Origin of the sequence: Streptosporangium sp. NPDC023615 (genome assembly GCF_040640155.1) — a bacterium.
Lineage (GTDB): Bacteria > Actinomycetota > Actinomycetes > Streptosporangiales > Streptosporangiaceae > Streptosporangium.
In genome coordinates this window covers 66,491-91,316 of record NZ_JBFABE010000002.1, presented here as the reverse complement: position 1 = coordinate 91,316, position 24,826 = coordinate 66,491, and the positions used below count along the sequence as shown (strand labels likewise).

The window sequence follows — 24,826 nt, the reverse complement described above, 5'->3', positions numbered from 1 at the left end:
GATCCGGCCATGGCCCCGGCCGCGGCGGGCGGGCACGATCGAGGGCATGACAGCGGTGGTGGAGACCGAGGGGCTCACCAAGTTCTACGGCGGACGCCGGGGGCTTGAGGATCTCGACCTGGAGATCCGGCCCGGGGAGGTGTTCGGGTATCTCGGCCCGAACGGCGCGGGGAAGACGACCACGATCCGGCTGCTCCTGGACGTCATCCGTCCGACCCGGGGGCGGATGACGGTCCTGGGGGCCGATCCCCGGGACGCGGCCGTACGGGGCAGGATCGGCTACCTGCCCGGGGAGCTGGCCCTGGAGGGCAGGGAGAGCGCCGAGAGGTACCTCGCCTTCCTCGGCGCGGTGCGCGGCGGCGTTCCCGAGGGGCGGATCAGGGGGCTGGCCGAACGGCTGGAGGCCGACCTGTCGGCGCCCATGGGCAAGCTCTCCAAGGGAAACCGGCAGAAGATCGGCCTCATCCAGGCGTTCATGCACGAACCGGAGTTCCTGATCCTGGACGAGCCGACCAGCGGCCTGGACCCGCTGGTGCAGCAGGAGTTCCTGTCGATGATCCGCGAGGTGCGCGCCTCCGGCCGTACCGTGCTGATGTCATCCCACGTGCTGGCCGAGGTCGAGCACGTCTCCGACCGGGTCGGCATCGTGCGCTCCGGCAGGCTGGTGGCGGTGGAGGAGGTCGCGGCGCTCCGCGAGAAGGCGGTGCGGCGGGTGGAGTTCCACTTCGACGCTCCGGTGCCGCGCGAGGCGTTCGAGGACCTGCCCGGCGTACGGGACCTGCGGGTGGAGGGCGCCGGGGTGCGCTGCACGATCGACGGGCGTCCGGACGCGCTGGTGAAGGCGGCGGCGAGGTTCACGGTCGTGCACATGGTCAGCGCCGAGCCCGACCTCGAGGAGATCTTCCTGACCTACTACAGCGGAGAGGAGGCGCGTCATGCCCGCGCTGGTGTCGAAGGGCCTGCGTGACAACCGCAGGGCGCTGATCGGCTGGACCGTCGGGATCGGCGCGTTCTTCGCGCTGTACCTGTCGTTCTACCCGAACATCGCGAACAACCCCGACCTGTACGGGGACGTCGCGCTCACCAAGTTCCCCGGGGCGATGCGCGACCTGATGGGCGGCCTGGAAGGCGGTTTCACCAGCGGTTCGGGCTACCTGCAGGCGCTGGTCTACCAGCTCTTCGGACCGCTGCTGTTCATCATGTGCGCCACGGTGCTCGGCAACCGGGCGATCGCCCGGCCCGAGGAGGCGGGCACCCTGGAGCTCACCCTCACCCTGCCGATCACCCGGCGGCGGCTGCTCCTGGAGCGCTTCGCGGCGCTGGCGCTGTCCCTGCTCGGCGTGGCGGCGGTCACCCTCGTGATCGTGCTGGCCCTGTCGGCGGCCGTCGGCCTGGGGGTCCCGGCCGGCAGGATCCTGGCCGGTCACACCGGGGTCCTCCTGCTCGCCCTCTTCTTCGGCACTCTCTGCCTGACGGTCGGCGCGGCGACGAGGCGTCCGGGGGTCGCCCTGGCGGTGGTCGGCGTGGTCGCCGTGGCCGGGTACGTGGTCGAGACCATGGGCAAGGACGTGGACGCGCTCTCCTGGCTGCGCTGGCTCTCGCCGTTCCACTACTACCTCGACGGCCGGCCGCTCCAGCTCGGACTCCCCGTCTGGGAGTATCTCGTGCTGGCGGCGGCGACCGCGGTGCTGGTGCTGATCGCGATACCGGCCTTCGACAGGCGTGACGTGGGAGTCTGATGGACGAGCTGCTCGGCGGCCATCTCCGGGCGTTGAGGGAGGCGGCCGCCACCGGCAGGCCCCCCGGCCGGGCCGAGCTCGACGACTGCCGCGCCGCCGGGACGCTGGCCGCCGAGCGGGGCCTGAGCGTGCGCGCCCTGGTCGAGGCCGCGCTGGCCGGGGCCGAGTCCGTGACGTCCGTGACCCCCGTCCCTTTCCCGGCCCTGCGGCGGACGGTCTCCGCTCTGATGGAGGGCTACGAGAACGCCCAGCGGACGGCGCTGCGCCGGGAGGAGGGCGCGCGCCGGGAGTTCGTCGACGACCTGCTCCAGGGACGCGCCGACCGGCTCGCCGAGCGGGCCGAGCACTTCGGCCTCCGCCTGGCCGAGACCTACGTGGTGGCCGTGGCCCGCCCGGCCGCCCGGGACGGCCTCGCGGGCGGGCTCGGGGGCGGCCCGGGGAAGGCGGGCGGTCCTGGAGGGGCGGGCGGTCCTGGAGGGGCGGTGGGCCCGGGAGCGGCGCGCGGCTCCGGGGGCGCCGCGCCTCCCGCGCCTCCCGGACCCTCCGAATCTTCCGGACATCCCGGGCTTCCCGGTGTTCCCGAGGGGACGGCCCGGCGGATCGAGGAGGCGCTGATCGCCAGGTTCGGCTCGCACAACGTCCTGGTCGCGGTCCGGGAGGGGATGCTCGTCTGTGTCGTGCCGGGGAGCCTCACCGTGGCGACCGGCGAGTTCACCCACCACGTGCGCCAGGCGTTCGCGCCCGGCTGGAGGGTCGGGCTCGGCCGACCGCACCGGGGCCCGGGCGGGGTGGTCACCTCCTACCGGGAGGCGGCCGGCGCCATCGGGCTCGGCGACCGGCTAGGGTTGCGCGCCCCCGTGCTCAAGGCCGCCGACCTGCTGGTCTTCCCGGTGCTGCTGCGCGACAGGGCGGCTATCGAGGACCTGGTGACGACGGTGCTCAGCCCGCTGCTGGAGGCACGCGGCGGTCCCGGGCCGCTGCTCGACACCCTGGAGGCCGTCTTCGCCTCCCAGGGCAACCAGACCGCCGCCGCCCGCAGGCTCGGCGTCAGCACCCGGGCGGTCACCTACCGGCTGGAGCGGATCCGCCGCCTCACGGGTTTCTCGCCGGACGACTCCACCCAGCGGTTCACCCTGGAGACGGCGGTCCTGGGCGCCCGCCTCCTGGACTGGCCCGCCCACCCGCTGGGCTGACCGCGACCGGACGCGGGCCGCCCCGGTGATCCTCACGGACCGGGGGAACCCCGACCGGCCGCCGATCCGGGGGCCCGATGAATCGATGGACTCCGGCGGTCCGGACGCGGCCCGGCCCGGGGGATCAGGGGATCAGCAGTACCTTCCCGGTCGTACGGCGGGCCTCCAGGTCCTCGTGGGCGCGGGCGGCCTCCTGGAGCGGGTAGCGCTCGGAGACGTGGACCCGAAGCTCCCCCGAGGCCACCCACCCGTAGAGGTCCGAGGCCCGCCAGGTGAGCTCGTCACGGGTGGCGACGTGGTGGACCAGCGTGGGGCGGGTCAGGAAGAGGGAACCGTTCCTGGCCAGGACCTGCGGGTCGACGGGCGGGACCGGTCCGCTGGCCTGGCCGTACAGCGCCATCATTCCGCGGGGGCGCAGCGAGGCGATGCTCTGGTCGAAGGTGGCCGCGCCCACGCCGTCGTAGACGACGTGCACGCCGGAACCGGTCAGCTCGCGGACCGCCTCGGCGAAGCTCCCGTAGCGCAACACCTCGTCGGCGCCCGCCTGGCGGGCCAGCGTCTCCTTCTCCTCGGTGGAGACCGTGCCGATCACCCGGGCGCCGCGCAGCTTGGCGATCTGGGTGAGCAGCAGCCCCATGCCACCGGCGGCGGCGTGCACCAGCACGTCGTCACCGGCCTTCACCTCGTACGTGGAGTGGGTCAGGTAGTGCGCGGTCAGCCCCTGCAGGGTGACGGCCGCCGCGATCTCGGGCGTCACCCCGTCGGGCAGGGCGAGCAGCCTGGAGGCGGGCACCGCGATCCTGGAGGCGTAGCTGCGCGGCACGCCCGCCCAGGCCACGGCGTCGCCGACGGCGAAGTCGCGGACGTCGTCACCGACCGCGGCGACGGTGCCCGCCCCCTCCTCGCCGGGGACGAAGGGCAGCGCGAGCGGGTAGCGTCCCATCCGGTGGTAGACGTCGATGAAGTTCACCCCCGCCGCGGCGACGTCGACCAGCACGTCGCCCGGGTCCGTCTCGGGGTCGGGGTGGTCGGTGCAGGTGAGGACCTCGGGTCCGCCGGTGGTCGAGACGACTATGGCGCGCATCGTGCTGAACTCCTTCGGTAGGTCGGGCTCGTCCATCCTCCCCGGCGCCGTACGGATCACTCGCCGCCCCCCTTCCCCGGGCCGGGAGCGTCCGGCGGCGGGAGGCGAGACCGTCCGGGGTCCGGTGGCCGTCCGATGACGCGGGTCAGGGTTGCCCGGTGGCGGAGGGGCCGCGCAGGGTGAAGTTGTCGACGGCGACCTTGAGCACGGCGCTGCTGTTCTCGCCCACCCGGGCGATCACGCCGATCAGCCCGTTGGGCAGCGGGCTGTTGGTGTCCAGGTAGGTCTGGACCTGCTCGTCGCCGACCCACATGGTGAGCTGCACGCCCCCGTCCACCCCGGTGCACTCGGCCGAGAGCCGGGAGGCCCTGTCCTTGACCAGCTCGACCCTGACCGGTTTGGTGAGCTCGCCCCCGGCGGTCTTGACGACCTTGCGGATCCGGGCGTTCCCCGCGGTGTCCAGCAGGAACTCGTACCGGGTGGCCTTGTTGTCGTCCGCGCCCCGGCAGAACAGCCCGTACTCGCCCAGGCCCGTGCTGCCGGAGCGGACCGCGACGTCGGCGGTGATCAGGATCCGGCCCGGTGTGACCGGTGTGGGGGTGGCCGTGGGGTCGGGCGTGGCGGGCGGCGCCGGGACGAAGGGGATCGGGGCCTCCTCGCGCTTGAAGGCCGACTGACCGTTTACGTCGATGGCGTAGTACCCGTGGGGGGAGTACCCGTAGGTACCGATGAGCGGATCGTAGGCGCCGCCGCTCCAGCCGGTGCCGCTCTGGGTGAAGTCGTCCTGGTAGAGCAGGGCGAGGCCCTCGGGCGGGCCTCCGGGGGCGAGCGCGAGGCGCAGGCCGAGCCCGCCCCCGGCCACCACCAGGGCCGCCACGACCGCCCCGACGACCAGTTTCCGCCGTCCGGTGGACGGCCCGCGCGGGGCGGCTCCGGGACCGTCCGGGCCGCCGCCCAGCAGGGTGTGGCCGGGCCCCTCGTGGGAGGCGCCGGGTCCCCGGTAGGAGGCGTCGGGCGCGGTCGGCCGGCCGCCGGAGGCGGTCTGACCGGACCAGGCGAACGCCGGTGCCGCCTGTCCCGGCCCGTGGAAGGCACCGGTCGGAACGGGACCGGCCGGGCCGGTCGGGCCGGTCGGCGTCCGGCCGGCCGGGACGGGGCCACCGGGCGGCGGGCCCGCCGGGCCGACCGCGCCCCAGGGACCGCCCTCCCGTGCCGGGGCCGGGCCCTGCCAGGAGGTCCGTACCGAACGGGCGGCCTGCTCGGGCTCGGCGTCGCGCCCGACCAGGTGGTCGAGGAGTTGCTGGGACGTGGGCCGGCGCCGCGGGTCCTTGGCCAGGGCGTGACCGACGATCCCGCGCAGCGTGGGTTCCATGCCCTCCAGGGAGGGTTCGGTGTTGAGCACCTGGTAGAGCACCGCGGGCAGCGCCTCGCCGCCGAACGGCGCCCGCCCGCTCGCGGCGAAGGCCATCAGGCAGCCCCACGAGAACACGTCGCAGGCGGCCGAGACGGGCTCGCCGCGCAGCACCTCGGGCGCCATGTAGCGGGGGGTGCCGAGGATCTCGCCGGTCCCGGTCATCCCGCTGAGCGTGTCCAGCGCCCGCGCGATACCGAAGTCGATCACGCGCGGGCCGACGGACGAGAGCAGCACGTTGGACGGCTTGAGGTCGCGGTGCACCACCCCGGCGCCGTGGATGGCCGTCAGCGCGGTCGCCACCCCGACGGCCAGCGCGTCCAGGCTGGAACCGCGCAGCGGCCCGCCGGAGTCGACGGCCTCCTCCAGGTTGGGGCCGGTGACGTACTCGGTGACCACGTAGAGCTGGTCGCCGTCGAGTGCCGCCTCGATGACCGCCGCCGTGCAGAACCGGCGGACGCGCTGCGCGGCGTCGGCCTCGCGGCGGAAGCGCATCCTGAACCGCTCGTGCTGGCTGTACTCGGGGTTGATGACCTTGATGGCGACCTGCTGCCCGTCGGGGGCCACGCCGAGGTAGACCGTGCCCATCCCGCCCCGGCCCAGCCTGCTGAGCACGCGGTACCGGCCGATCTGCAGGGGTTCGTCGGGACTGAGGTTGTTCACCCTTGTACCTAACCGCATACGCCATCACATGAGGGGATCAGCCTACCGACCCCTCGCCGCCCATCAGGAGACCGCAACAGCGGCAGGTCCACTTTTTCCAGACCGTCCATCGGCGTCACATTCTGGGATGGTGTACGTCCTCGTCCGCCGGGTCGCTCGCGAGCGACGGTGTCCGGCATCCGGGCGGGCGGGCGGGCCGGACGGGCCGGGCTGCCGGCCGGTGCGACGATCGCCACCGGGCGGGCGGCGTCCGTGACCCCGGTGGGGGCCGGCGTGATCGTCCGGTGGCCGAACGGCTTGCGTCCGAGAGCGTGAGAACGTATGTTCGATACCCCAGGCCCGCCTTCCCCCGGGTGCTCGCTCGAAAGCCGCGGGGAGAAGAACCGTTGTGAGCAGACTCTACGGCGACCCTGTCGAGGTGTGGACCCGCGAGGGGCGGCCCGTCCAGTTCGTCTGGCGTGACCGTCTCTACACCGTCCATCGGGTCCTCGACCACTGGGTGGTCGCGCGCGAGTGGTGGAAGACCTCCGACAGCGACCCGGGAGAGCGCCGGTTCTGGCGGGCCGAGGCCGCCACGGGCGGACGGGCCGGTACCTACGAGCTCAGATTCGACACCGCCGGCGCGGACTGGCTGCTGGTGCGGGCATGGGACGACAGCCGGCACTGATCGCCCACCGCCCGGCCGGTCCCGCCGCCCGCTCGTCGCCGGCCGGTGGTCCGGTTGTCGGTCGACCGGGTGGTTCGACGACCGATGACCCGACGGCCCGACGGCCTGTGTCTCTCACCGTCCGGCGGGGGGTCACTGTCCGGCGGGGTGGACCTCCGGGGCGCGTTCCCGCTGGGCCTGCTCCAGGGGCCGCTCCGGATCACGTTCCACGACATGTTCCGGAACTTGCTCCGGGGTCCGCTCCGGGGACCGTTCCGAGACGGTGCCGGAGCCGGTCGTCTCCCAGGCCGTCGTCTCCCGGGTCGCCGCCCCCCGGGCCCCCGCCTCCTGGGCGCCGGCCGGGGGGACGGATGCGGAGGCGACGGGGGAGTCCTGGGGAAGCGGGTCCGGGCCGAGGTGCGCGACCGCCCCCGCCGAGGGCGGCTGAAGGTGCCCTCCCGTCGTCTCCTGGCGCCGGTGCCTGGCGCCCGCGGCCTGGACGGCGCCGATCTGCCGGACGGTCGCCCCGCACAGCAGCGCGGCGACCGCGACCGCGACCAGTTCGAGCATCCCGAAACCGGTGAGGCTCGCCCCGTCGCGGGAGGCGCCCGGCCAGAGCCGTACCAGCACCAGCGCCAGGGCGACCAGCCAGCTCAGCCACCACGCGGTGAGCAGCGCCACCCAGCGTTCCCGGCGGTCCGGCGGCGGGCGCGAGGCCCACCACAGGCGGTCCACCAGCAGCGCGGGCGCGAACAGGTTGATCACCGGCACGAACCAGCTCGCCACGACCGGTACCACCGCGGGCCGGTCGGCGTACCGGCGGGCGCGGACCAACCAGTTCAGGTACGCGGCCGCGCAGGCGATCGCGGTCGCGGCGAAGAGGATGATGAGAATGGCGAAGACGGTGACCGCGCCGAAGACCGCTTCCGCGCCCGGGGCCTGGGGGTCGCCACCGAGCCGGGAGATCTCCATGACCAGGCGCCGGCCACGGGCCTGCTCGAAGACCGCCAGGGCGGCGGACGCGAGCACCAGCGCGGTGAGCGCGAGGTAGACGGCCGACGTCGCCCTTTTCTGTGAAGATGGGATAGAGCGCATGTATATCTCCCCCCGCCATGCGCCGAGGACCTGCCTCTTTCCTATCCCGTAGGCACTTCCGCTAATCGGACCCGTCCGGCCCATCCGTCCCGCGTGACCCTTTCGATCCCGTTCCCCGGGCCGTGGCCCGGGTCGTGATCCCTCGGCCCCGTCCCGACCCCGGCGTCCCTCCGGCTCGGTCCGCTCGGCCCGGCTCAGTTCACGGTGCCGGACTCCCAGGCCCACGCGGCGATCTCGACCCGGTTCCTGGCGCCCAGCTTCACCTGGATACTCCCCAGATGTGTCTTGACGGTGGAGAGCGAGACGAAGAGCTCGGCGGCGACCTCCTGGTTGGTCCGTCCCCTGGCCACCAGCCTGACCACGTCCAGCTCGCGCTCGGTGAGCGGCTCGTTGGGGGGCATGCCCGCTCCGCTCCGCGGGTGGGCCAGGTGCGCGAGCAGCCGTACGGTGACCGACGGCGAGACCAGCGCGTCTCCGGCCGCCGCGGCCCGGATCGCCTCGATGAGCAGCGTCGGCCCGCTGTCCTTGAGCAGGAAACCGGTCGCGCCGGCCCGCAGCGCCCCGTAGACGTACTCGTCCAGGTCGAAGGTGGTGACGATGACCACCTTCATCGGGTCCGGCACCCCCGGGCCCGCCAGGATGCGGGTGGCCTCCAGGCCGTCCAGCTTGGGCATGCGGATGTCCAGCAGGCACACGTCGGGCCGCAGTCTCCGCGCCAGCTCGACGGCCTCGGCCCCGTTGGCGGCCGTCGCCAGGACCTCCATGTCCTCCTGGGCGTCCAGGATCATCTGGAACCCGGTTCGCACGAGTTCCTGGTCGTCAGCGATGAGCACCCGAATCGTCACCTCATGGATTCTGCCAGCCCGGCACGCGGCCGGGATCGGGCATCCGGCCGATCCGTGCGGGGGCCACCCCGGGACCGGGCCGGGGAACGCCCGCGGGTCAGCCGAGGACCAGGTCCCGGACCGCCCGCAGGGAGGCCTCGTCGCGGGGACCCATGATCAGGAGTTTGCTCACCGGGCTCTCGCGCCACGGCTCCAGGCGTTCGCGGATCCGGCCCGGCGGGCCGACCAGCGAGATGCCGTCGGCGAGCTCGTCCGGGATCGCGCGGAACGCCTCGTCCCTCCTCCCGGCCAGGTAGAGCGCCTGGATCTCCTCGGCGGCCTCGGCGTAGCCCATCCTGCCGATGATGTCGGCGTGGAAGTTGCGGCTCTTGGCGCCCATGCCGCCGATGTAGAGGGTCAGCATCATCTTGACGCCGTCCAGGGCCGCCCGGACGTCGTCGGTGATCGAGACCAGCACCATGGCGGCGATGTCGAAACCGGGCCCGGCCCCGGCGAGCGAGGGCCCGTACATCTGCCCGATCTTCTCGGGGAACACGAACAGCGGCAGCCAGCCGTCGGCGATCTCGGCGGCGAGCGCGACGTTCTTCGGGCCCTCCGCGCCGAGGTAGAGGGGGATCTCGCTCCGCAGCGGATGGGTGATCAGCTTCAGCGGCTTGCCCAGGCCGGCGCCGCCGGGGTAGGGGAGCGGGTAGTGCTCGCCCTCGCTCGTCACCGGCTCGTCGCGGCGCCAGACCTTGCGCATGATCTCGACGTACTCGCGGGTACGGGCGAGCGGTCCGGGGAATGGCATTCCGTACCAGCCCTCGACCACCTGGGGGCCCGACGCGCCGATGCCGAGCATCAGCCGTCCGCCGGTGAGATGGTCGAGGGTCATGGCGGTCATCGCCGTCGCCACCGGCGTCCTGGCGGAGATCTGCACCACGGACGTGCCCAGTTTGATGCGGGACGTCCGGGCGCCGTACCAGGCCAAGGGGGTGAAGGCATCGCTACCGTAGGCTTCTGCCGTCCAGACGGACTCGTATCCCAGCCGCTCGGCGGCCTGGACGAGTTCGGTGGCGTCGTCGGCGTTCCGCTGCCAGTAGCCGAGGCTCAGGCCGAGCTTCAGGTCGGTGCTCACGGGGGCCTCCTCGTGACGTGCGCCGGGCGCGCCCCGCAATTAGAACACGTTCTATATTGGCCGGTCGAGTGTGAGGTGTCGAAATTCGTTCTCCTGGGAAGCGTGCATCTGTGCTCAACGCCGCTCGCAAACTCCTCTCCCTGATCTCCCTCCTCGCGCTCGCCGCCGTGGGAACGGTCCCGGCCGTGGCGCACGCGACGGGGCGGCCCAACATCGTGCTGATCCTGGTCGACGACCTGGAGGCGGGAGATCTACAGAAATTTCCCAACATCGCCACCCTGCTCGGCCGGGGCGGCACCAGGTTCGACCGGTTCTTCGTGAGCAACTCCTGGTGCTGCCCGTCACGGGCGTCGATCATGCGTTCCCAGTACGTCCACAGCCACGGCGTGCTCACCAACACCGCCCCCGAGGGAGGTTTCACCAAATATCATCTTTCGGGGTTGGAACGCTCCACGGTCGGGACGTGGATGAAGTCCGCCGGGTACCGGACCGGCCTGATGGGCAAGTACCTCAACCACTACCCCGGCGGCGCGACCGGCGCCGCCTACGTGCCCCCCGGCTGGGACGAGTGGGACGTTCCCGTGCGCAGGCTGTACGAGGAGTACGGCTACACGCTCAACGAGAACGGCACGCCGCGCGCCTACGGGTTCGCCCCGCAGGACTACCTGACCGACGTGCTCAGCGCCAAGGCCGCCTCGTTCGTCTCCCGGCCGGACGACGACCCGTTCTTCCTCTACCTCGCACCGGTCGCCCCGCACAACCCGGCCAACCACGCCCCCCGGCACGCCGCCGCCTTCGCGACCGCGTTCGCCCCCCGCACGCCCTCCTTCAACCAGTTCGACGTCACCGCCGAGCCCCTCTGGCTCAGGTCGCTCCCGCAGTTCGGGGCCGGGACGGTCCGGCGGATCGACCGGCAGTACCGCAACCGGCTGCGGGCCATGCTCGGCGTGGACGACATGGTCGGCACGCTGGTGGAGTCCCTGAGGGTCTCCGGGAAACTCGACGACACGTATATCTTCTTCGCCTCCGACAACGGGTTCCACCTGGGCCAGCACCGGATCGCCCTGGGCAAGACCACCCCGTTCGACGAGTCCATCCGCGTCCCGCTGCTGGTCCGCGGGCCGGGCGTGCGGGCCGGCGGTGTGGTCGGCGACCTGGCGGCCAACGTGGACCTGGCACCGACCTTCGCCGAGCTGGCCGGGGTGACGCTCCCGGCCTTCGCCGAGGGGCGCTCGCTGCTCCCGCTGCTGCGGGGCGAGCGGCCGCCGTCGTGGCGCAGGAACGTGCTGCTGGAGTTCAACCGGCCGATCAACCCGTCCTCGGCCCGCCAGACGCCGGTCCCGGCCTACCAGGGGATGCGGACCGCCCGGCACACCTTCGTCCGTTACTCGACCGGCGAGTACCAGCTCTACGACCTCGCCGTCGATCCCCACCAGCTCCGCAACATCATCGCCCTGACGCCGCTGCCGGTGATCGCCCGGTTCAACGCCCAGCTCGACGCGCTGGTCTCCTGCTCGGGCGCCGCCTGCCGGAGGGCCGACGCGGCCGAGCCGCCCGTGCTACCCGTCGCCCCCGTGCCGATCACCCCGTGGAGGCAGTGAGATGCCCGGGTAGGCCCGCCTCAGGTGCGCCTCCACGGCGGCCGACGCCTCGGCCGGGTCCCCGCCGGCGATCGCCCGGTGGATCCGGCGGTGGTCGGCCATCAGCCCGGCCGTGTCGCCGAGACGCTCGACCGCCTCGACCGCGTACCGGCGCAGCGAGTCGCGCAGCGAGAGCATCATCGCGGTGGTCAGCCTGTTCCCGGACGCCTCGGCGATGGCCACGTGGAAGGCCGTGTCGTGCTCGACGAACTCCTCGGCCGTCGTCGTGGCGTCCATCCGCTCCAGCGCCGAGGTCAGGGCCGACAGGTCGGCGCCGCGTACGGCGGCGTGCGAGGCCGACCACCGCTCGATCATCAGCCGGGCGTCGACGACCTCCTCCAGCGAGAGGCTGGACAGCCCGAGGTGCAGCCTGAGCAGGTCGCTCAGGGCCCCGGCCGGCCGGGAGGTGAGGAAGGCGCCCGCGTCCGGCCCCCGGCCCACCTGGGACGACACCACCCCCAGCGTCTCCAGGACGCGCATCGCCTCGCGCACCGAGGAACGGCTCACCCGTAGCTGCTCGGCGAGCTGCCGTTCGCCGGGCAGGCGGTCGCCCACCGTGAGGCCGTCGTCGGCGATGCGCCGCTCGATCTGGGCGATCACGTCCTCGAAGGCCCGGGTACGCCGGACCGGCTGCCAGCCGCTCAACAGACCCTCCTCTTGTGGGGAATGTGGTCAGACCATACTGTGGTCAGACCATGGAACGGAAGGAGTGCCGTGCGCGTCGCCCTCTTCATCACCTGCGTGAACGACACGCTGTTCCCGGGCACCGGCCGGGCGGTCGTCACGCTGCTGCGCCGCCTCGGCTGTGACGTCGAGTTCCCCCGGGCACAGACCTGCTGCGGCCAGATGCACGTCAACACCGGCTACCCCGGCGAGGGCAGGCGGCTGGCCGGGCACTTCGTGGAGGTCTTCGCCGGGTACGACGCGATCGTGGCGCCCTCGGGGTCGTGCGCGGCGATGGTCCGCGAGCAGTACCCGCGACTGGCCCGCACCCCCGCCACGGCCGGAGCGTCCACCGGGGCGCCCGCCGGCGGGCCCGGCTCGTTCGCCGCCGCGGTCGCCGAGACGGCACCGAAGGTGTACGACCTGTCGGAGTTCCTCGTCGACGTCCTCGGCGTCACCGACGTGGGCGCCTACTTCCCGCACCGGGTCACCTACCACCCGACCTGCCACTCCCTGCGCGGCCTGCGCGTGGGCGACCGGCCGACGCGGCTGCTCGAACGGGTCAGGGGGCTGGAGCTGGTCCCGCTGCCCGGCGCCGAGGAGTGCTGCGGCTTCGGCGGCACCTTCGCGGTGAAGAACCCCGCGATCTCCGCGGCCATGTGCGCGGACAAGGTGCACAACGTCACCACCACCGGCGCCGAGGTGCTCTGCGCCGCCGACAACTCCTGCCTGATGCACATCGGCGGCACCCTGCGGCGCCAGCGCACCGGGGTGAGGATCATGCACCTCGCCGAGATCCTCGCCGCCACGGAGGTGACCCGATGAACGCCCCCGGCCCCCGGACCGGGGCCGGGCGCGGGACGGAGGGCGGAACGGAGCGCGGGACGGCGCCCCGGACGGCGCCCAGGACGACCGGCGGCACGTTCCTCGGCATGCCCGCCTTCCCGGAGAACGCCGCCGCGGCCGTGCAGGACTCGCAGCTCAGGTACAACCTCCGCAAGGCCACCCGGACGATCCGCGGCAAGCGGGCCGCCGTGGTCGACGAGCTGCCCGACTGGGCCGAGCTCCGCCGGGCGGGCAAGGAGATCAAGGACCACACCCTGCGCGACCTGGAGCGCTACCTGCTGCGGATGGAGGAGGCCGTCACCGCCGCGGGCGGGCACGTCCACTGGGCGGCCGACGCCGCCGAGGCCAACAGGATCGTGGCGGACCTGGTCAAGGCCACCGGCGAGACCAGCGTGGTCAAGGTCAAGTCCATGGCCACCCAGGAGATCGGCCTCAACGAGGCGCTCGAACGCGAGGGCATCACCGCGTACGAGACCGACCTGGCCGAGCTGATCGTCCAGCTCGGCGACGACCTGCCCTCGCACATCCTGGTCCCGGCGATCCACCGCAACCGCTCGGAGATCCGCGAGATCTTCCAGGACAGGATGGCCGACTGGGGCCGTGCCGCTCCCGGCGACCTGACCGACGAGCCGCACGCCCTCGCCGAGGCGGCCCGCCTGCACCTGCGCGAGCGCTTCCTGTCGACCAAGGTCGCGATCTCCGGCGCCAACTTCATGATCGCCGAGACCGGCACGCTGGTGGTGCTGGAGTCCGAGGGCAACGGGCGGATGTGCCTCACCCTGCCCGAGACGCTGATCAGCGTGGTCGGCATCGAGAAGCTGCTGCCCACCTGGCGGGACCTGGAGGTCTTCCTGCAGTTGCTGCCCAGGAGCTCCACCGGCGAGCGGATGAACCCCTACACCTCCACCTGGACGGGCTCCACCGAGGGCCAGGAGTTCCACCTGGTCCTGCTCGACAACGGCCGCACCGGCGTGCTGGCCGACGAGGTCGGCCGCCAGGCGCTGCGCTGCATCCGCTGCTCGGCCTGCCTGAACGTCTGCCCGGTCTACGAGCGCGCCGGGGGGCACGCGTACGGCTCGGTCTACCCCGGGCCGATCGGCGCGATCCTCACCCCGCAGTTGCGCGGCACCGCCTCCGAGCTGGACGCGTCGCTGCCGTACGCCTCGACGCTCTGCGGGGCCTGCTTCGACGCCTGCCCCGTCGCCATCGACATCCCCGAGGTCCTGGTCCACCTGCGCGGCAGGGTCCGCCACGCGCGTGCCGAGCGGCTGGGCATGCGCGCCGCGGGCTGGGTGTTCGACCGCCCGGCACGGCTGGCGCGCGCCCAGCGCCTCGGCGGGCGCCTGCGCAGGTTCGTCCCCGGACGGCTGCCGGGACCACTGTCGGCGTGGACCGACACCCGTGACATCCCCGACATCCCCTCCGAGTCCTTCCGCGACTGGTGGGGCCGTACCGAAGGAGGCACGCGATGACCGCCGGGGGGACCGCGGACGGGCCGGGGAGCAGGGAGCGGATCCTGGCGAGGATCCGCTCGGCCGTCGCCGGAGCCCCGGCCGTCGAGATCACCCGCGCCTACCGCACGTCGCCGGTCCCGGTCCCGGACCCGGTCACGGGGGAGGGGGAGGCGGTCGCCGGCGCGGGGGTCGTGGAACTGCTCGCCGAGCGGGTGGCGGACTACCGGGCCGTCGTGCACGTGGTGGAGGAGGGAGAGGTGGCCGCGACGGTCGCGGCGGCGCTGGCCCGCAGGGGCGCCACCCGGGTGGTCGTCCCCGAGGGACTGCCGCCGGAGTGGGCGCCCGCGGCCCCGGTCACCGACGACCCGCCGCTGAGCGCGGCCGAGCTGGACGGGGTGGACGGGGTCCTCACCGGGTGCGCCGTGGCGATCGCCGAGACCGGCACGATCGTGCTGGACACCGGGCCGGGCCAGGGACGCCGGGCGTTGACGCTCGTCCCGGACTACCACCTGTGCGTGGTGCGCGCCGGGCAGATCGTGTCCGGGGTTCCCGAGGCCCTGGGCAGGCTCGACCCGTCCAGGCCGCTGACCTGGATCAGCGGTCCGTCGGCGACCAGCGACATCGAGCTGAACCGGGTGGAGGGCGTGCACGGGCCCCGCACGCTGGAGGTCGTCGTCGTCCGCTGAGGCACGTCGCCTCCCGGCCCGCACGGAAGCTCACCGGGGACGGGGCTTCCCCAGGGCCCGGCGGGCTCCTCGGCCCGTACGGGGATCCCCCGGGTCCCAGGGGGATCCCCGGCCTGCTCGGAAGCGATCCGGCATGATCTGGCGCGATCCGCGTGGTGCGGCTGGACGTCCCCCGCGTGTCCGGTTACCGTGCCATGGCGTGTCACCCGGGCGGCCCCGCGAGGGAGGAGCGTCCACCGGCCACCGCGACGGGTGGGAAAAACATGATTTACCGATCCGTTATCTGTCCATGGGACGCCCGGATCGGATATCGTCGCCAGTCGCACTCGCGTAACCCCAGGTCAAGGTCATTGGAGTCCTGTTTCCATGAAACCGCCGCTGCTGCTCATCGGGCAGGGCTCGCACGATGACAGTGGATCTGCTGAATTCGGCAGGTTCGTCCACCGGCTCCGCTGCCGTCTGGACCAGACGGCGGCCGACGTCTCGGGCGGCTACATCGCCAGATCCAGGCCGCGCCTCAGCGACTCGGTCGCCTCGCTGGTCGCGCGGGGACACCACCGCATGGTGGTCCAGCCGATGAGCCTGACCGGCGACGTGTGGCTCGGCGCCGACATCCCCGCCGCGATGGTCCGGGAGCAGGAGAGGCACCCCATGCTGACCTGCGACCACGGCCGCCCCCTGGGCTCCGACCCCCGGATCCTGGCGCTGCTCGCCGAGCGCCTGGCCGACGCCGCCGCCGAGGTCGCCAGCCTCCGGCTGGTCCCGGTGGCCGCCGGGCCGTTCGACGACGAGCCCGAGCGCATCGAGATCGGCGAGACCGCGGTGGTCCTGGTCGGGGACGGCTCCACCAGCCCCGAGACCAACGCCGACGTGCACCGGGTCTCCCGCCTGTTCTGGGAGACGCACGCCCACGAGTACATGACCGTGGAGACGGCCTTCGTCTCCCTGACCCCGCCCGGTGTCCCCGGTGGCATTGAGCGCTGCCGCCGGCTCGGCGCCAAGCGGGTGATCGTCGTGCCGTACCTGCTGTTCGCCGGGAGCCTGCTCGACCGCGTCTGGGCGCAGTCCATGGCCTACTCCGCGGGACATCCGGGACTGGACGTCCGCTGCGCCGACGTCATCGGCGACTGCGAAGGCCTGGCCGACGTGGTCATCGACCGCTACGAGGAGGCGCTCAGCGGCATCGCCTGGTGACCCGGACCGACCCGGACCAACCCGGACCGACCCGGGGTGGTCCGAAGTGACCCGCCCGAGGTGACCCGAGGTCCGGCCCGCCCGTCACCCGGGACGCCCCGGAGCCCCGCGCCCTGAAGACGGTTTTTCTCTTTATCTTCGTGATTTTTCCTGAAATGCCGTTTCCGCGAGAGACTGGATCACATGACCACTCTTGAGGAGACCGTCGCGGCGATCCCTCCCGCCGACCGGGAGGCCGTCGCCGAGGCCCGGGCCCACCAGGACCGGCTGACCAAACCACAGGGCGCGCTCGGCGCCCTGGAGGACGTGGCGGTACGGCTGGCCGGAGCGGCCGGGGTCAGCCCGCCTCCCCTCCCGGCTCCCCCGGCCCTGGCGATCTTCGCGGCCGACCACGGTGTCCACGCCCGGGGCGTGACCCCCTGGCCGCAGGAGGTCACCCTGCAGATGGTCGGCAACTTCCTCGCCGGGGGCGCCGTGGCCAACGCCTTCGCCACCCAGGTGGGCGCCTCGGTCACGGTCGTCGACGTCGGCGTGGCCGCCGATCTCGAACCCGCTCCCGGTCTGACGATCAGCAAGGTCGCCTACGGCACGGCCGACCTGTCCCGAGGACCGGCGATGACCCGCGAACAGGTGGTCGCCGCGCTGGAGGCCGGGATCGCGGTGGCCCGTGACCTCGTCGCGCAGGGGGCCCGCTGCCTGGTCACCGGCGACATGGGGATCGCCAACACCACGGCGTCGGCCGCGCTGATCTGCGCGTTCACCGGTCAGGACCCGGCCGTCGTGACCGGCAGGGGGACCGGTGTCGACGACGAGACCCTGACGCGCAAGGTCGAGGTGGTCCGTGAGGCCCTGCGGGTGAACGGCCTGGAGCGCGGGCCGGGCGACGCCCGCGAGGTGCCCGCCCTGGAGACGCTGGCCGCGGTCGGTGGCCTGGAGCACGCCGCGATCGCCGGATTCGTCCTCGGCGGGGCGGCGCTGCGGGTGCCGGTCATCCTGGACGGCGTCATCGCCGGAGCCGCCGCACTGGCCGCGGCGGCACTGGCCCCCGACGCCGTGGACCACTGTGTGGCCGGGCACCGCTCGGCCGAGCCGGGGCACGCCGTGGCCCTGGAGCACCTGGGCCTGCGCCCGCTGATCGAGCTGGGAATGCGGCTCGGAGAGGGCACCGGCGGCCTGCTCGCCCACCCGCTCGTCTGCGCGGCGGTCAGGGTCATGCACGAGGGGGCGACCTTCGATTCCGCCGGAGTGACGGACAAGACGGCCTGACCTGCGAAAGTGTATGAACCCGATCGACGGCGGACGATCGGCCGCCCCTCCGCCCGCGTCGGCACCGCGGCAGCGAAGGGAGAGCCGCCAGCCGGTAGGTTTACCTCCTAGCACGCCCTGCTTCACCATTTCTCGCGAACGGGAGATCTGTCGCCATGTCGCCCTACCTGCTCGGCCTGCGTCTCTCCGGGCGGCGGGTGCTCGTCGTGGGCGGCGGGCACGTCGCCCAGCGCCGGGTTCCGACGCTGCTCGACGCGGGCGCCCTGGTCACCATCGTCTCGACGAGCGTGACGCACGCCCTCGACGACCTCATCGCGACCGGCCGCGTGACCTGGGAGGCCAGGCGCTACCAGGTCGGCGACGTCGACGGGGCGTGGCTGGTCCAGGCGTGCACGAGCGACCGTGCGGTGAACGCCGCGGTGGCCGCCGAGGCCGAGGCCAAGCGGATCTGGTGCGTGCGCGCCGACGACAAGGACGCCTCGGCCGCCTGGACCCCGGCCAGCGGCAGGGTGGACGAGATCAGCGTGGCGATCACCGCCGGGGGCGACCCGCGGCGTGCCGCCGGGATCAGGGACGCCGTCGTCGGAGCCCTCCGGGACGGCACGGTAGGGGCCCGGCGCAACCGCACCAAGCCGGTCGGGGTCGCCCTGGTGGGCGGCGGGCCGGGCGACCCGGGCCTGATCACCGTCCGCGGACGGCAGCTCCTGGCCCAGGCCGACGTGGTCGTCGCCGACCGCCTCGCGCCGCAGGCCCTGCTCGACGAGCTCTCCCCGGACGTCGAGCTGATCGACGCCGCCAAGATCCCCTACGGCCGCTACATGGCCCAGGAGAGGATCAACGAGCTGCTGATCGAGCACGCCAAGCAGGGCAAGTTCGTGGTCCGGCTCAAGGGCGGGGACCCGTTCGTCTTCGGCCGCGGCGGCGAGGAGATGCTGGCCTGCGCCCGTGAGGGCATCCCCGTCACCGTGGTCCCCGGCATCACCAGCCCGGTGGCGGCGCCCGCCGCCGCCAACGTACCCGTCACGCACCGCGGCGTGAGCCAGGAATTCCACGTGATCTCCGTACACGTCCCCCCGGGCGACGAGAGATCCACCGTCGACTGGCCGAATCTGGCCAGATCCGGTGGCACGCTGGTGCTTATGATGGCGGTCGAACGGATCGGAGTGATCGCCGAGACGCTGATCCACGACGGACGTTCGCCGGAAACTCCCGTAATGGTGGTACAGGACGGTACTCTTCCCACCCAGCGGGCTCTTTACGCCACGTTGTCCACCGTGGCGGAGCGTGTGAGCGCGGCTGGGATTCGGCCACCTGCGATCGTGATCGTCGGCGATGTCGTGAAGGTCGGCCAGGAGGTCGAGATGGTTCGAGCGGAGCGAGTACCGTGAATTCGGCGTCCAACTGGCCCCCCCAGCAGGGCGGTGGCCGTGACCCTCGCCTCGCCGGCACCCCCCAGGAGCCACCCGACGACACCTCGCCGGATGACACCGAATCCCCCGGCGAGCAGACGGTGTCCTTCGGCGCCATCCGTCCCGACGACGACGCCGCCTCCATCCGCGCCCGCACCGCGCCGCCCGGAGGGACGACCGGCCCGGGCGCGCCTCCGGGCCGACCGCAGGGGCCCGCCCCCTTCCAGGCCGGGCCGTACGGCGGCCCCGCCACGCCCCCGGTCCGACCGGTAGGTCCCCCCGCGCCCCCGGGCGGGGCGCAGGGGCCCCCTCCCTTCCAGACCGGGCCGCAGGGCGGTCCCGCCACGACTCCAGGCCGGTCGGCGGGCCCCGCCGCGGCCCCGGTCAGGCCACCGGGTCCCGCCGCGCCCGCGGCCCCAGGCAGGGCGGACGACCCCTCCGCGCCGCCCGCCCCCGCCGACGCCATGGCGGCCTTCCGCGCCGCCGCCGCCGCCGCCCAGGCCACGGTCGACGCCCTCGCCGCCTCCCGGGAGGCGGCTTCCAGATCCGTCCGGCCCGGCGTGCGCCCGGACGTCTCACGAGGCGCTCCGCCACCCGCCTCCGGCCCGCCTCGTCCGCCGGGCCCGGGGACTTCCGTCCCCCCGCCCGGTCCCCGTCTCGGTGGTCCCGTCCCGCCCGGCCCTGTCCCGCCCGGCCCTGTCCCGCCCGGCATGGTCCCGGGCGGCGCGACGGCTTCCCCCGGGACGGCCCCGTCCGGCACGGTCCCGCCCCGTACGGTCGCGGGTGGCCCTCTCGCTCCGGCGGTCCCGCAGAGAGGCGCTCCCGGCACCGGTTACCCCGGCGCCCCTCGGCGTGAGGACGCCGCGATCCCGCCGACGGGACCCGCGGCCGCCCCACGGGGAGGCGGACCCGCCGCCCCGGGTGCCGCCTTCCGTCCGGGTGCTCCCGTACCGCCGGCCGCCCCGGTACGGCCGGGCTCGCAGGCTCCCGCGCCCGTCTCCCGTCCCGGTGCCGGTGCGTCCCCCTACGGCGACCCGGCCGACCAGGGCGGTCCCGGCGCGATCTTCCGGCCGGGTGCCCCCGTGCCGCCGACGACCCCGCCCTCGCCGCCCTCGCCGTCCTCGCCGTCCTCCTCGCAGGCCGGTCGCCCCACAGGCGCCTTCGACGACGTCACCGCCGTCTCACCCGGCGCTCCCGGAGCGCTCTTCCGCCCGGGGGCACCCGTCCCCCCGAGCGCTCCCCGTGACGGGGCGCCCGTCGCCCCGTCGTCCGGCGCGCCCGCGGATGTCACGCCCCGCCCCGCTCCCGGAGAGGGACCCACGGGCACGTTCCCCGGCGGGGAAGAGGATCTCCCCACCCGCCCCGGGGACTTCTCCGCCGGTCCCGAGGCCGTCTCGGCCCGACCGGACCACGAAGGGTCCGCGATCGGCGCACCCGACGTCACGAAGGAGCGCTCCCGCGTGGAGGTCGCCCCGCCCCTGCGTACCGTCGGGCCGCACGAAGAGTCCCGTGAGCGGGACGGGGACGCGGAGCCGGCCGAGAGCGCCGGCGTGCCCGGCGACGGGACCGAGGACACGTCCCGGCAGGAGGCACGCCCCGAAGGCGGGCGCTCCGAAGGCTCCGGGGACGGGGAACACTCCGGTGACTCCGGAAGCCTCCCTTCCGGGAGCGCCGACGATCTCGAACGTTCCGGGAACGCCGGGGATCCCGGGAACGCCGAGGACTTCCAGGACTCTGAGGGCGACCGCCCGGACGACGCCGAGGACGATCACTCCGGTGTCGTCGAGGGCGGCTCCGACGCCTCGGGGAACGTTCGTCACGGACAGCCCGAAGGTGTGCGCTCCGGTGACTCCGAAGACGGGGCCGAGGGCGGTGGTGAGACGCCGGATGCCCGCGACACCGGGAACGAGGCCGGGAACGACGCCGGGAACGACGAGCACGCGGACATCTCGTCCACGCGTGACGGGGTCACGCCGACGGACACGCCGGCGGACGAGCACGAGGCCACCGAGCGCGGCGTACCGGACGGTGCCGGAACGCGAGACGACACCGACACCGCCGACACCACAGACACCACAGACACCGGCGTCGCGGACGCCGGTGCGGAGGCGCCGAGCGTCGAGCGATCCGCCGGGACCGAAGGTCGGGTTCAGGACCAAGCCGACGAAAGGGCCGACGACAAGGCCGGCGATGACGCCGAAGCCGAAGCCGGAGGCGAGGACGGCGTCGAAGGCGATGACCGGGCCGAGCACGCCGACGCGGCCGACGGTGACGCTGAGATCGTCGTCATCGTCGACAAGACCGCCGACGGCACCGTCGCCGACACCGACGCGTCCGACGACCGAGACATCGAGAACGACCGGAACGACCAGGGCGACCGGAACGACCAGGACGGCCGTGCCGTCCAGGACGGCGAGGGGGACGAGGACCCCGCCGGGGCAGCGCGGGACGAGGAGGACGAGGAGCCTCGGGAGCGCGTACGGGAGACACCGCTTCCGGCCGCCGTCTCCAAGGCCCTGAGCAGTGCGCTCACCGCCGTCCGCATCGGTGTCACCGATCTCACCTTCGGCCTGGACCTCCCCGGCGCCGAGGAGGCCAGGAAGGTCCAGGGCGAGATCCTGGCCCAGCTCGACGACTACGTGATCCCCCGCGTCCATACGAGCACCGCGCCGGCGCTCATCGTGGTCGCGGGCTCCACCGGTGCGGGCAAGTCCACGCTCCTGAACACCCTGGCCAACGCCAAGGTCAGCGCGACCGGCGTCCGCCGCCCGACCACCGGCACGCCCGTCCTGGCCTGTCACCCCGACGACCACGAGTGGTTCGCCAAGGGGGGACTGCTGGGCGGCCTGCGGCGGCTCAGCGAGCCCGACCCCGAGGCGGCCTCGGGTGGTCTCGTGCTCGTCTCCACCGATCATCTCCCCGTCGGCGTGGCCCTGCTCGACACCCCCGACATCGACTCGGTCGTCGAGGAGCACCACGAGATCGCCCATCGCATGCTCGACGTGGCCGACCTGTGGATCTTCGTGACCACCGCCGCCCGGTACGCCGACGCCCCGGCGTGGCGGCTTCTGCGCCTGGCCAAGGAGCGTGGCGCCCGGCTGGCCATCGTGCTCTCGCGGGTGCCCCCCAAGTCCCGGGAAGTGATCGACAAGCACTTCGTCAGGATGCTCACCGAGTACGGTCTCGGTGAGGTCGACCGGTTCGTCGTCAACGAGAGCAAGGTCGTCGACGGGATGCTCCCCGACGACGAGGTGACCGAGCTCCGCCGCTGGCTGACCGAGCTCTCGGTCGACGAGCGCCGTCGCGAGCAGGCCGTGCGCGCGACCCTGGACGGGGTGCTGAACAGTTTCCGCACCCGTGTGCCCGCGCTGGCCAAGCAGCTGGAGGCCCAGGTCGCTCTCCGCAGGGAACTGCGCGCGGACGTGGACACCGCCTACGCCCGGGCGCTGGCCGAGATCGACGAGAACACCGGCAACGGCTCGCTGCTCCAGGGCGAGGTGCTCGCCCGCTGGCAGGACTTCGCCGGTTCCGGTGATCTCATGCGCACCCTCCACCTGCGCAGACCCGGTCGTTTCGCGGGAAAGGCGAGCCAGCAGGCGCCCGAGCGGCTCAGCGCCCTGAAGTCGGCGCTGAGGGCGGGGCTGGAGTCGGTGGTCGTCTCGGCGGCGCACCGGGCGGCCGAGGAGGCCGCCTCGCGCTGGCTGAACCGTCCGGGCACGCAGGACGTCCTGGAGGCGGTCCCCGGCTCGGGCCGCGCGTCCGACGAGCTGCTGCGCAGGACCGGCCGGACCATCGGGGCCTGGCAGGATCACATCATCGAGCTGATCCGTACCGAGGGCGTGACCAAACGGGCGGTGGCCAGGGTGGTCTCGTTCGACGCCGAGTCCCTGTCGCTGATCCTGACCATAGGGCTGCTCGGGTACGGCTCCTCGGACGCCCGGAACGGCCCCGGCGCGCTGCCGCAGCGGCTGGTGCACGCGCTGCTCGGCGCGGAGTCGCTGCGCAACATCGGGGTGAAGGCCCGAAGCGACCTTCGCGCCCGGATCGGCGTGCTCTTCGACGACGAGACGGCCCGCTATGTCCAGGCTCTCGACGGAGCGGGCATCCCCGACGAAGCCGCGGCCACGCGTCTTTACCAGGCAACGTACAACCTTGAGGTCGCCCGATGAGTGTTGACACCACCCGGTCGCGCCAGGGGCTCGGCGGGCGGCTCGCGGCCCTGACCCGGATCGTGGAGCTGGGTCCGGGCAGGGTCGATCCGAAGCTGCTCGCCGAGTCGGGCCGTCTGTTGCTGCGTGCCGGTGAGCGGCTCAAGCTCTCCCCCGATCACACCGTGGTCGCGCTCGCCGGAGGCACCGGAAGCGGGAAGTCGACGCTGTTCAACTCGATCTCGGGCCTGGAGCTGTCGCCCACGGGGGTGCGCCGCCCGACCACGGCACGTACCCACGCCTGCGTGTGGGGGCTGGACGGCGCGGGTCCGCTGCTCGACTGGCTGCAGATCCAGTGGCGGCACCGTTTCGCCCGGGCCAGTGCGCTGGATCGGGGGGAGGGGAGGCTGAACGGGCTGATCCTGCTCGACCTGCCCGACCACGACTCGATCCGGGCGCTGACCGACACCGAGGCGGACAGGCTGATCCAGGTCGCCGACCTGGTGGTGTGGGTGCTCGATCCGCAGAAGTACGCCGACGCCTCCACGCACCGCCGTTACGTGACGGACCTGGCCGGGCACGAGGCTGTGACGATCTTCGTCCTCAACCAGGCCGACCGGCTCGACGAGGAGGAGCTGGCCGAGTGCGTCGCGGACCTGGACGGCCTGCTCCGCCGTGAGGGGGTCGAGCACCCGGTGATCGTCACCACCTCGGCGATCACGGGTGGCGGCGTCGACGAGCTCAAGGCCGTCCTCGCCGAGACCGTCTCCCAGCGCAGGGCCGCGGTCCAGCGCCTGGAGGCCGACCTCGACCGGCTGACGCTCCGCCTGGCGAAGGCCGTACCGGCCGACGGGGCCTCCACGCCGCCGTCGTCCCTGGACGACGCCCGCCGGATCGGCCTGACCGACGCCCTCTGTGACGCGGTCGGAGTTCCCGCCGTCGGCGAGGCGATGGAGAACGTGTACGCCGCCCGTTCCGCCGAATGGGTCGGCTGGCCCTACGGGCGCTGGGCCGCCGGGCTCCGTCCCGACCCGCTGAACAGCCTGCGGCTCGGAGACCTCAGGAACGAGATCCGCGGCCTGACCGGTGGAGCGGTCAGCGCGCAGCCCGCGGAGGTGGAGGCCGCCGTCCAGGCCCTCGCCGACGGGCTCACCTCGGGTATGCACGAGGCCTGGCAGAACGGGGTCAGGGACGCGGCCCGTTCGCGGATGACGCAGCTGCCCCAGGTGCTCTCGGAGGAGCTGTCGGAGGTGGCCCCCCGCCTGGACAGGGTTCCCGGCTGGTGGCGGCTCCTGCTCGTCTGGCAGTACCTGCTGGTCGTGCTCTTCGTCGCCGGTCTCGCCTGGGTCGGTACGGCCCTGGCCTACGGGGTGTTCGAGCTCGGGACGCCGCCGGAGTGGCTGGAGGTCTTCGCCGACGCGGCCTCGCTGCCCTGGGTCGGGCTGATGATCGTCTCCGTTCTCGGGCTCGGGGCGCTGACCGCGCTGGCCAGCCGCAACTTCGTGGTGCTCGGTGCGGGCAACGAGCGTGACGTGCTGGAGCGCGAGATGCGCCGCAGGGTCGCCGGTGTCGCCGAGACCATGGTGATCGAACCGGTGGAGCGGGAACTGACCCGCTATAACGAGTTCTACTCCGCTCTGCGGAGCCTGCGGAGCTGATCCCGTCCGGGTCCGCAGGACCGTCATCTTCCGGGGGCCGTCCTTTTCCGGGGGAGGTCCTCTTCCGCA

Annotated in this window: 19 protein-coding genes; 13 read left to right on the top strand and 6 right to left on the bottom strand. The window is 73.3% G+C overall.

The features are described from left to right. The first annotated feature begins 46 nt into the window (after window positions 1-46). From AB0G16_RS01855 to AB0G16_RS01845, 3 genes are read left to right on the top strand one after another with little or no spacing between them, the layout of a single operon-like run. On the top strand, window positions 47-967 hold the full coding sequence (locus AB0G16_RS01855; protein ID WP_362797298.1) for an ABC transporter ATP-binding protein: 921 nt from the start codon (window positions 47-49) through the stop codon (window positions 965-967). Further along, complete coding sequence (locus AB0G16_RS01850; protein ID WP_362797296.1) at window positions 936-1,739, top strand: ABC transporter permease subunit; 804 nt, start codon at window positions 936-938, stop codon at window positions 1,737-1,739. The genes AB0G16_RS01855 and AB0G16_RS01850 overlap by 32 nt, the downstream gene beginning before the upstream one ends. Beyond that, window positions 1,739-2,932, top strand: a complete 1,194-nt coding sequence (locus AB0G16_RS01845; protein ID WP_362797294.1) for a helix-turn-helix domain-containing protein — start codon at window positions 1,739-1,741, stop codon at window positions 2,930-2,932. The genes AB0G16_RS01850 and AB0G16_RS01845 overlap by 1 nt, the downstream gene beginning before the upstream one ends. A gap of 124 nt (window positions 2,933-3,056) precedes the next feature. Here the strand turns inward: AB0G16_RS01845 and AB0G16_RS01840 are convergent, their stop codons facing one another. Together AB0G16_RS01840 and AB0G16_RS01835 are read right to left on the bottom strand one after the other, a co-directional pair. Continuing rightward, the gene (locus tag AB0G16_RS01840; RefSeq protein WP_362797292.1) at window positions 3,057-4,016 is read right to left on the bottom strand and encodes a quinone oxidoreductase; all 960 of its coding nucleotides are present in this window, start codon (window positions 4,014-4,016) and stop codon (window positions 3,057-3,059) included. Window positions 4,017-4,161: 145 nt separating this feature from the next. Then, window positions 4,162-6,090, bottom strand: a complete 1,929-nt coding sequence (locus tag AB0G16_RS01835; protein ID WP_362797290.1) for a serine/threonine-protein kinase — start codon at window positions 6,088-6,090, stop codon at window positions 4,162-4,164. A gap of 388 nt (window positions 6,091-6,478) precedes the next feature. Between AB0G16_RS01835 and AB0G16_RS01830 the strand changes: the two genes are divergently transcribed. After that, complete coding sequence (locus tag AB0G16_RS01830) at window positions 6,479-6,757, top strand: DUF6504 family protein (protein ID WP_362797288.1); 279 nt, start codon at window positions 6,479-6,481, stop codon at window positions 6,755-6,757. A gap of 132 nt (window positions 6,758-6,889) precedes the next feature. On the opposite strand, the gene AB0G16_RS01825 is transcribed toward AB0G16_RS01830, so the two are convergent. The 3 genes from AB0G16_RS01825 to AB0G16_RS01815 all read right to left on the bottom strand — a co-directional run bounded on the left by AB0G16_RS01825 (window position 6,890) and on the right by AB0G16_RS01815 (window position 9,793). Next, a complete protein-coding gene (locus AB0G16_RS01825) occupies window positions 6,890-7,831 on the bottom strand; it encodes a DUF4328 domain-containing protein (protein ID WP_362797286.1) in 942 nt (313 codons plus the stop codon). 194 nt (window positions 7,832-8,025) lie between these two features. After that, the gene (locus tag AB0G16_RS01820; protein WP_362797284.1) at window positions 8,026-8,676 is read right to left on the bottom strand and encodes a response regulator transcription factor; all 651 of its coding nucleotides are present in this window, start codon (window positions 8,674-8,676) and stop codon (window positions 8,026-8,028) included. Window positions 8,677-8,773: 97 nt separating this feature from the next. Further along, window positions 8,774-9,793, bottom strand: a complete 1,020-nt coding sequence (locus tag AB0G16_RS01815) for an LLM class F420-dependent oxidoreductase (RefSeq protein WP_362797282.1) — start codon at window positions 9,791-9,793, stop codon at window positions 8,774-8,776. Between the two features lie 110 nt (window positions 9,794-9,903). Here AB0G16_RS01815 and AB0G16_RS01810 point away from each other — a divergent pair, with 110 nt between their 5' ends. Beyond that, window positions 9,904-11,394 carry a sulfatase gene (locus AB0G16_RS01810; RefSeq protein ID WP_362797280.1) on the top strand — a complete coding sequence of 497 codons (1,491 nt, stop codon included), beginning with the start codon at window positions 9,904-9,906 and terminating at the stop codon, window positions 11,392-11,394. On the opposite strand, the gene AB0G16_RS01805 is transcribed toward AB0G16_RS01810, so the two are convergent. Further along, the gene (locus AB0G16_RS01805) at window positions 11,353-12,078 is read right to left on the bottom strand and encodes a FadR/GntR family transcriptional regulator (RefSeq protein WP_362797278.1); all 726 of its coding nucleotides are present in this window, start codon (window positions 12,076-12,078) and stop codon (window positions 11,353-11,355) included. The two genes, AB0G16_RS01810 and AB0G16_RS01805, sit on opposite strands and share 42 nt — an antisense overlap. Before the next feature lie 69 nt (window positions 12,079-12,147). On the opposite strand from AB0G16_RS01805, the gene AB0G16_RS01800 reads away from it, so the two are divergent. The 8 genes from AB0G16_RS01800 (at window position 12,148) to AB0G16_RS01765 (ending at window position 24,757) form a co-directional block, all read left to right on the top strand. Then, window positions 12,148-12,921 carry a (Fe-S)-binding protein gene (locus tag AB0G16_RS01800; RefSeq protein WP_362797276.1) on the top strand — a complete coding sequence of 258 codons (774 nt, stop codon included), beginning with the start codon at window positions 12,148-12,150 and terminating at the stop codon, window positions 12,919-12,921. A 107-nt stretch (window positions 12,922-13,028) separates the two neighbouring features. After that, entirely contained in the window at window positions 13,029-14,414 is a 1,386-nt protein-coding gene (locus tag AB0G16_RS01795; protein WP_362797718.1) for a lactate utilization protein B, read from the top strand. Next, window positions 14,411-15,082, top strand: coding sequence for an LUD domain-containing protein (locus AB0G16_RS01790; RefSeq protein ID WP_362797274.1), 672 nt, complete (start codon window positions 14,411-14,413; stop codon window positions 15,080-15,082). The genes AB0G16_RS01795 and AB0G16_RS01790 overlap by 4 nt, the downstream gene beginning before the upstream one ends. A 366-nt stretch (window positions 15,083-15,448) precedes the next feature. Continuing rightward, window positions 15,449-16,276: a sirohydrochlorin chelatase gene (locus AB0G16_RS01785; protein ID WP_362797272.1), complete on the top strand. Its 828-nt coding sequence runs from the start codon at window positions 15,449-15,451 to the stop codon at window positions 16,274-16,276. 183 nt (window positions 16,277-16,459) lie between these two features. Further along, complete coding sequence (gene cobT / locus AB0G16_RS01780; protein ID WP_362797270.1) at window positions 16,460-17,542, top strand: nicotinate-nucleotide--dimethylbenzimidazole phosphoribosyltransferase; 1,083 nt, start codon at window positions 16,460-16,462, stop codon at window positions 17,540-17,542. A 155-nt stretch (window positions 17,543-17,697) separates the two neighbouring features. After that, a complete protein-coding gene (gene cobA / locus AB0G16_RS01775; protein WP_362797268.1) occupies window positions 17,698-18,930 on the top strand; it encodes a uroporphyrinogen-III C-methyltransferase in 1,233 nt (410 codons plus the stop codon). Window positions 18,931-20,411: 1,481 nt separating this feature from the next. Then, window positions 20,412-23,120 carry a GTPase gene (locus AB0G16_RS01770; protein ID WP_362797266.1) on the top strand — a complete coding sequence of 903 codons (2,709 nt, stop codon included), beginning with the start codon at window positions 20,412-20,414 and terminating at the stop codon, window positions 23,118-23,120. Next, entirely contained in the window at window positions 23,117-24,757 is a 1,641-nt protein-coding gene (locus AB0G16_RS01765) for a GTP-binding protein (protein ID WP_362797264.1), read from the top strand. The genes AB0G16_RS01770 and AB0G16_RS01765 overlap by 4 nt, the downstream gene beginning before the upstream one ends. Window positions 24,758-24,826 lie beyond the last annotated feature (69 nt).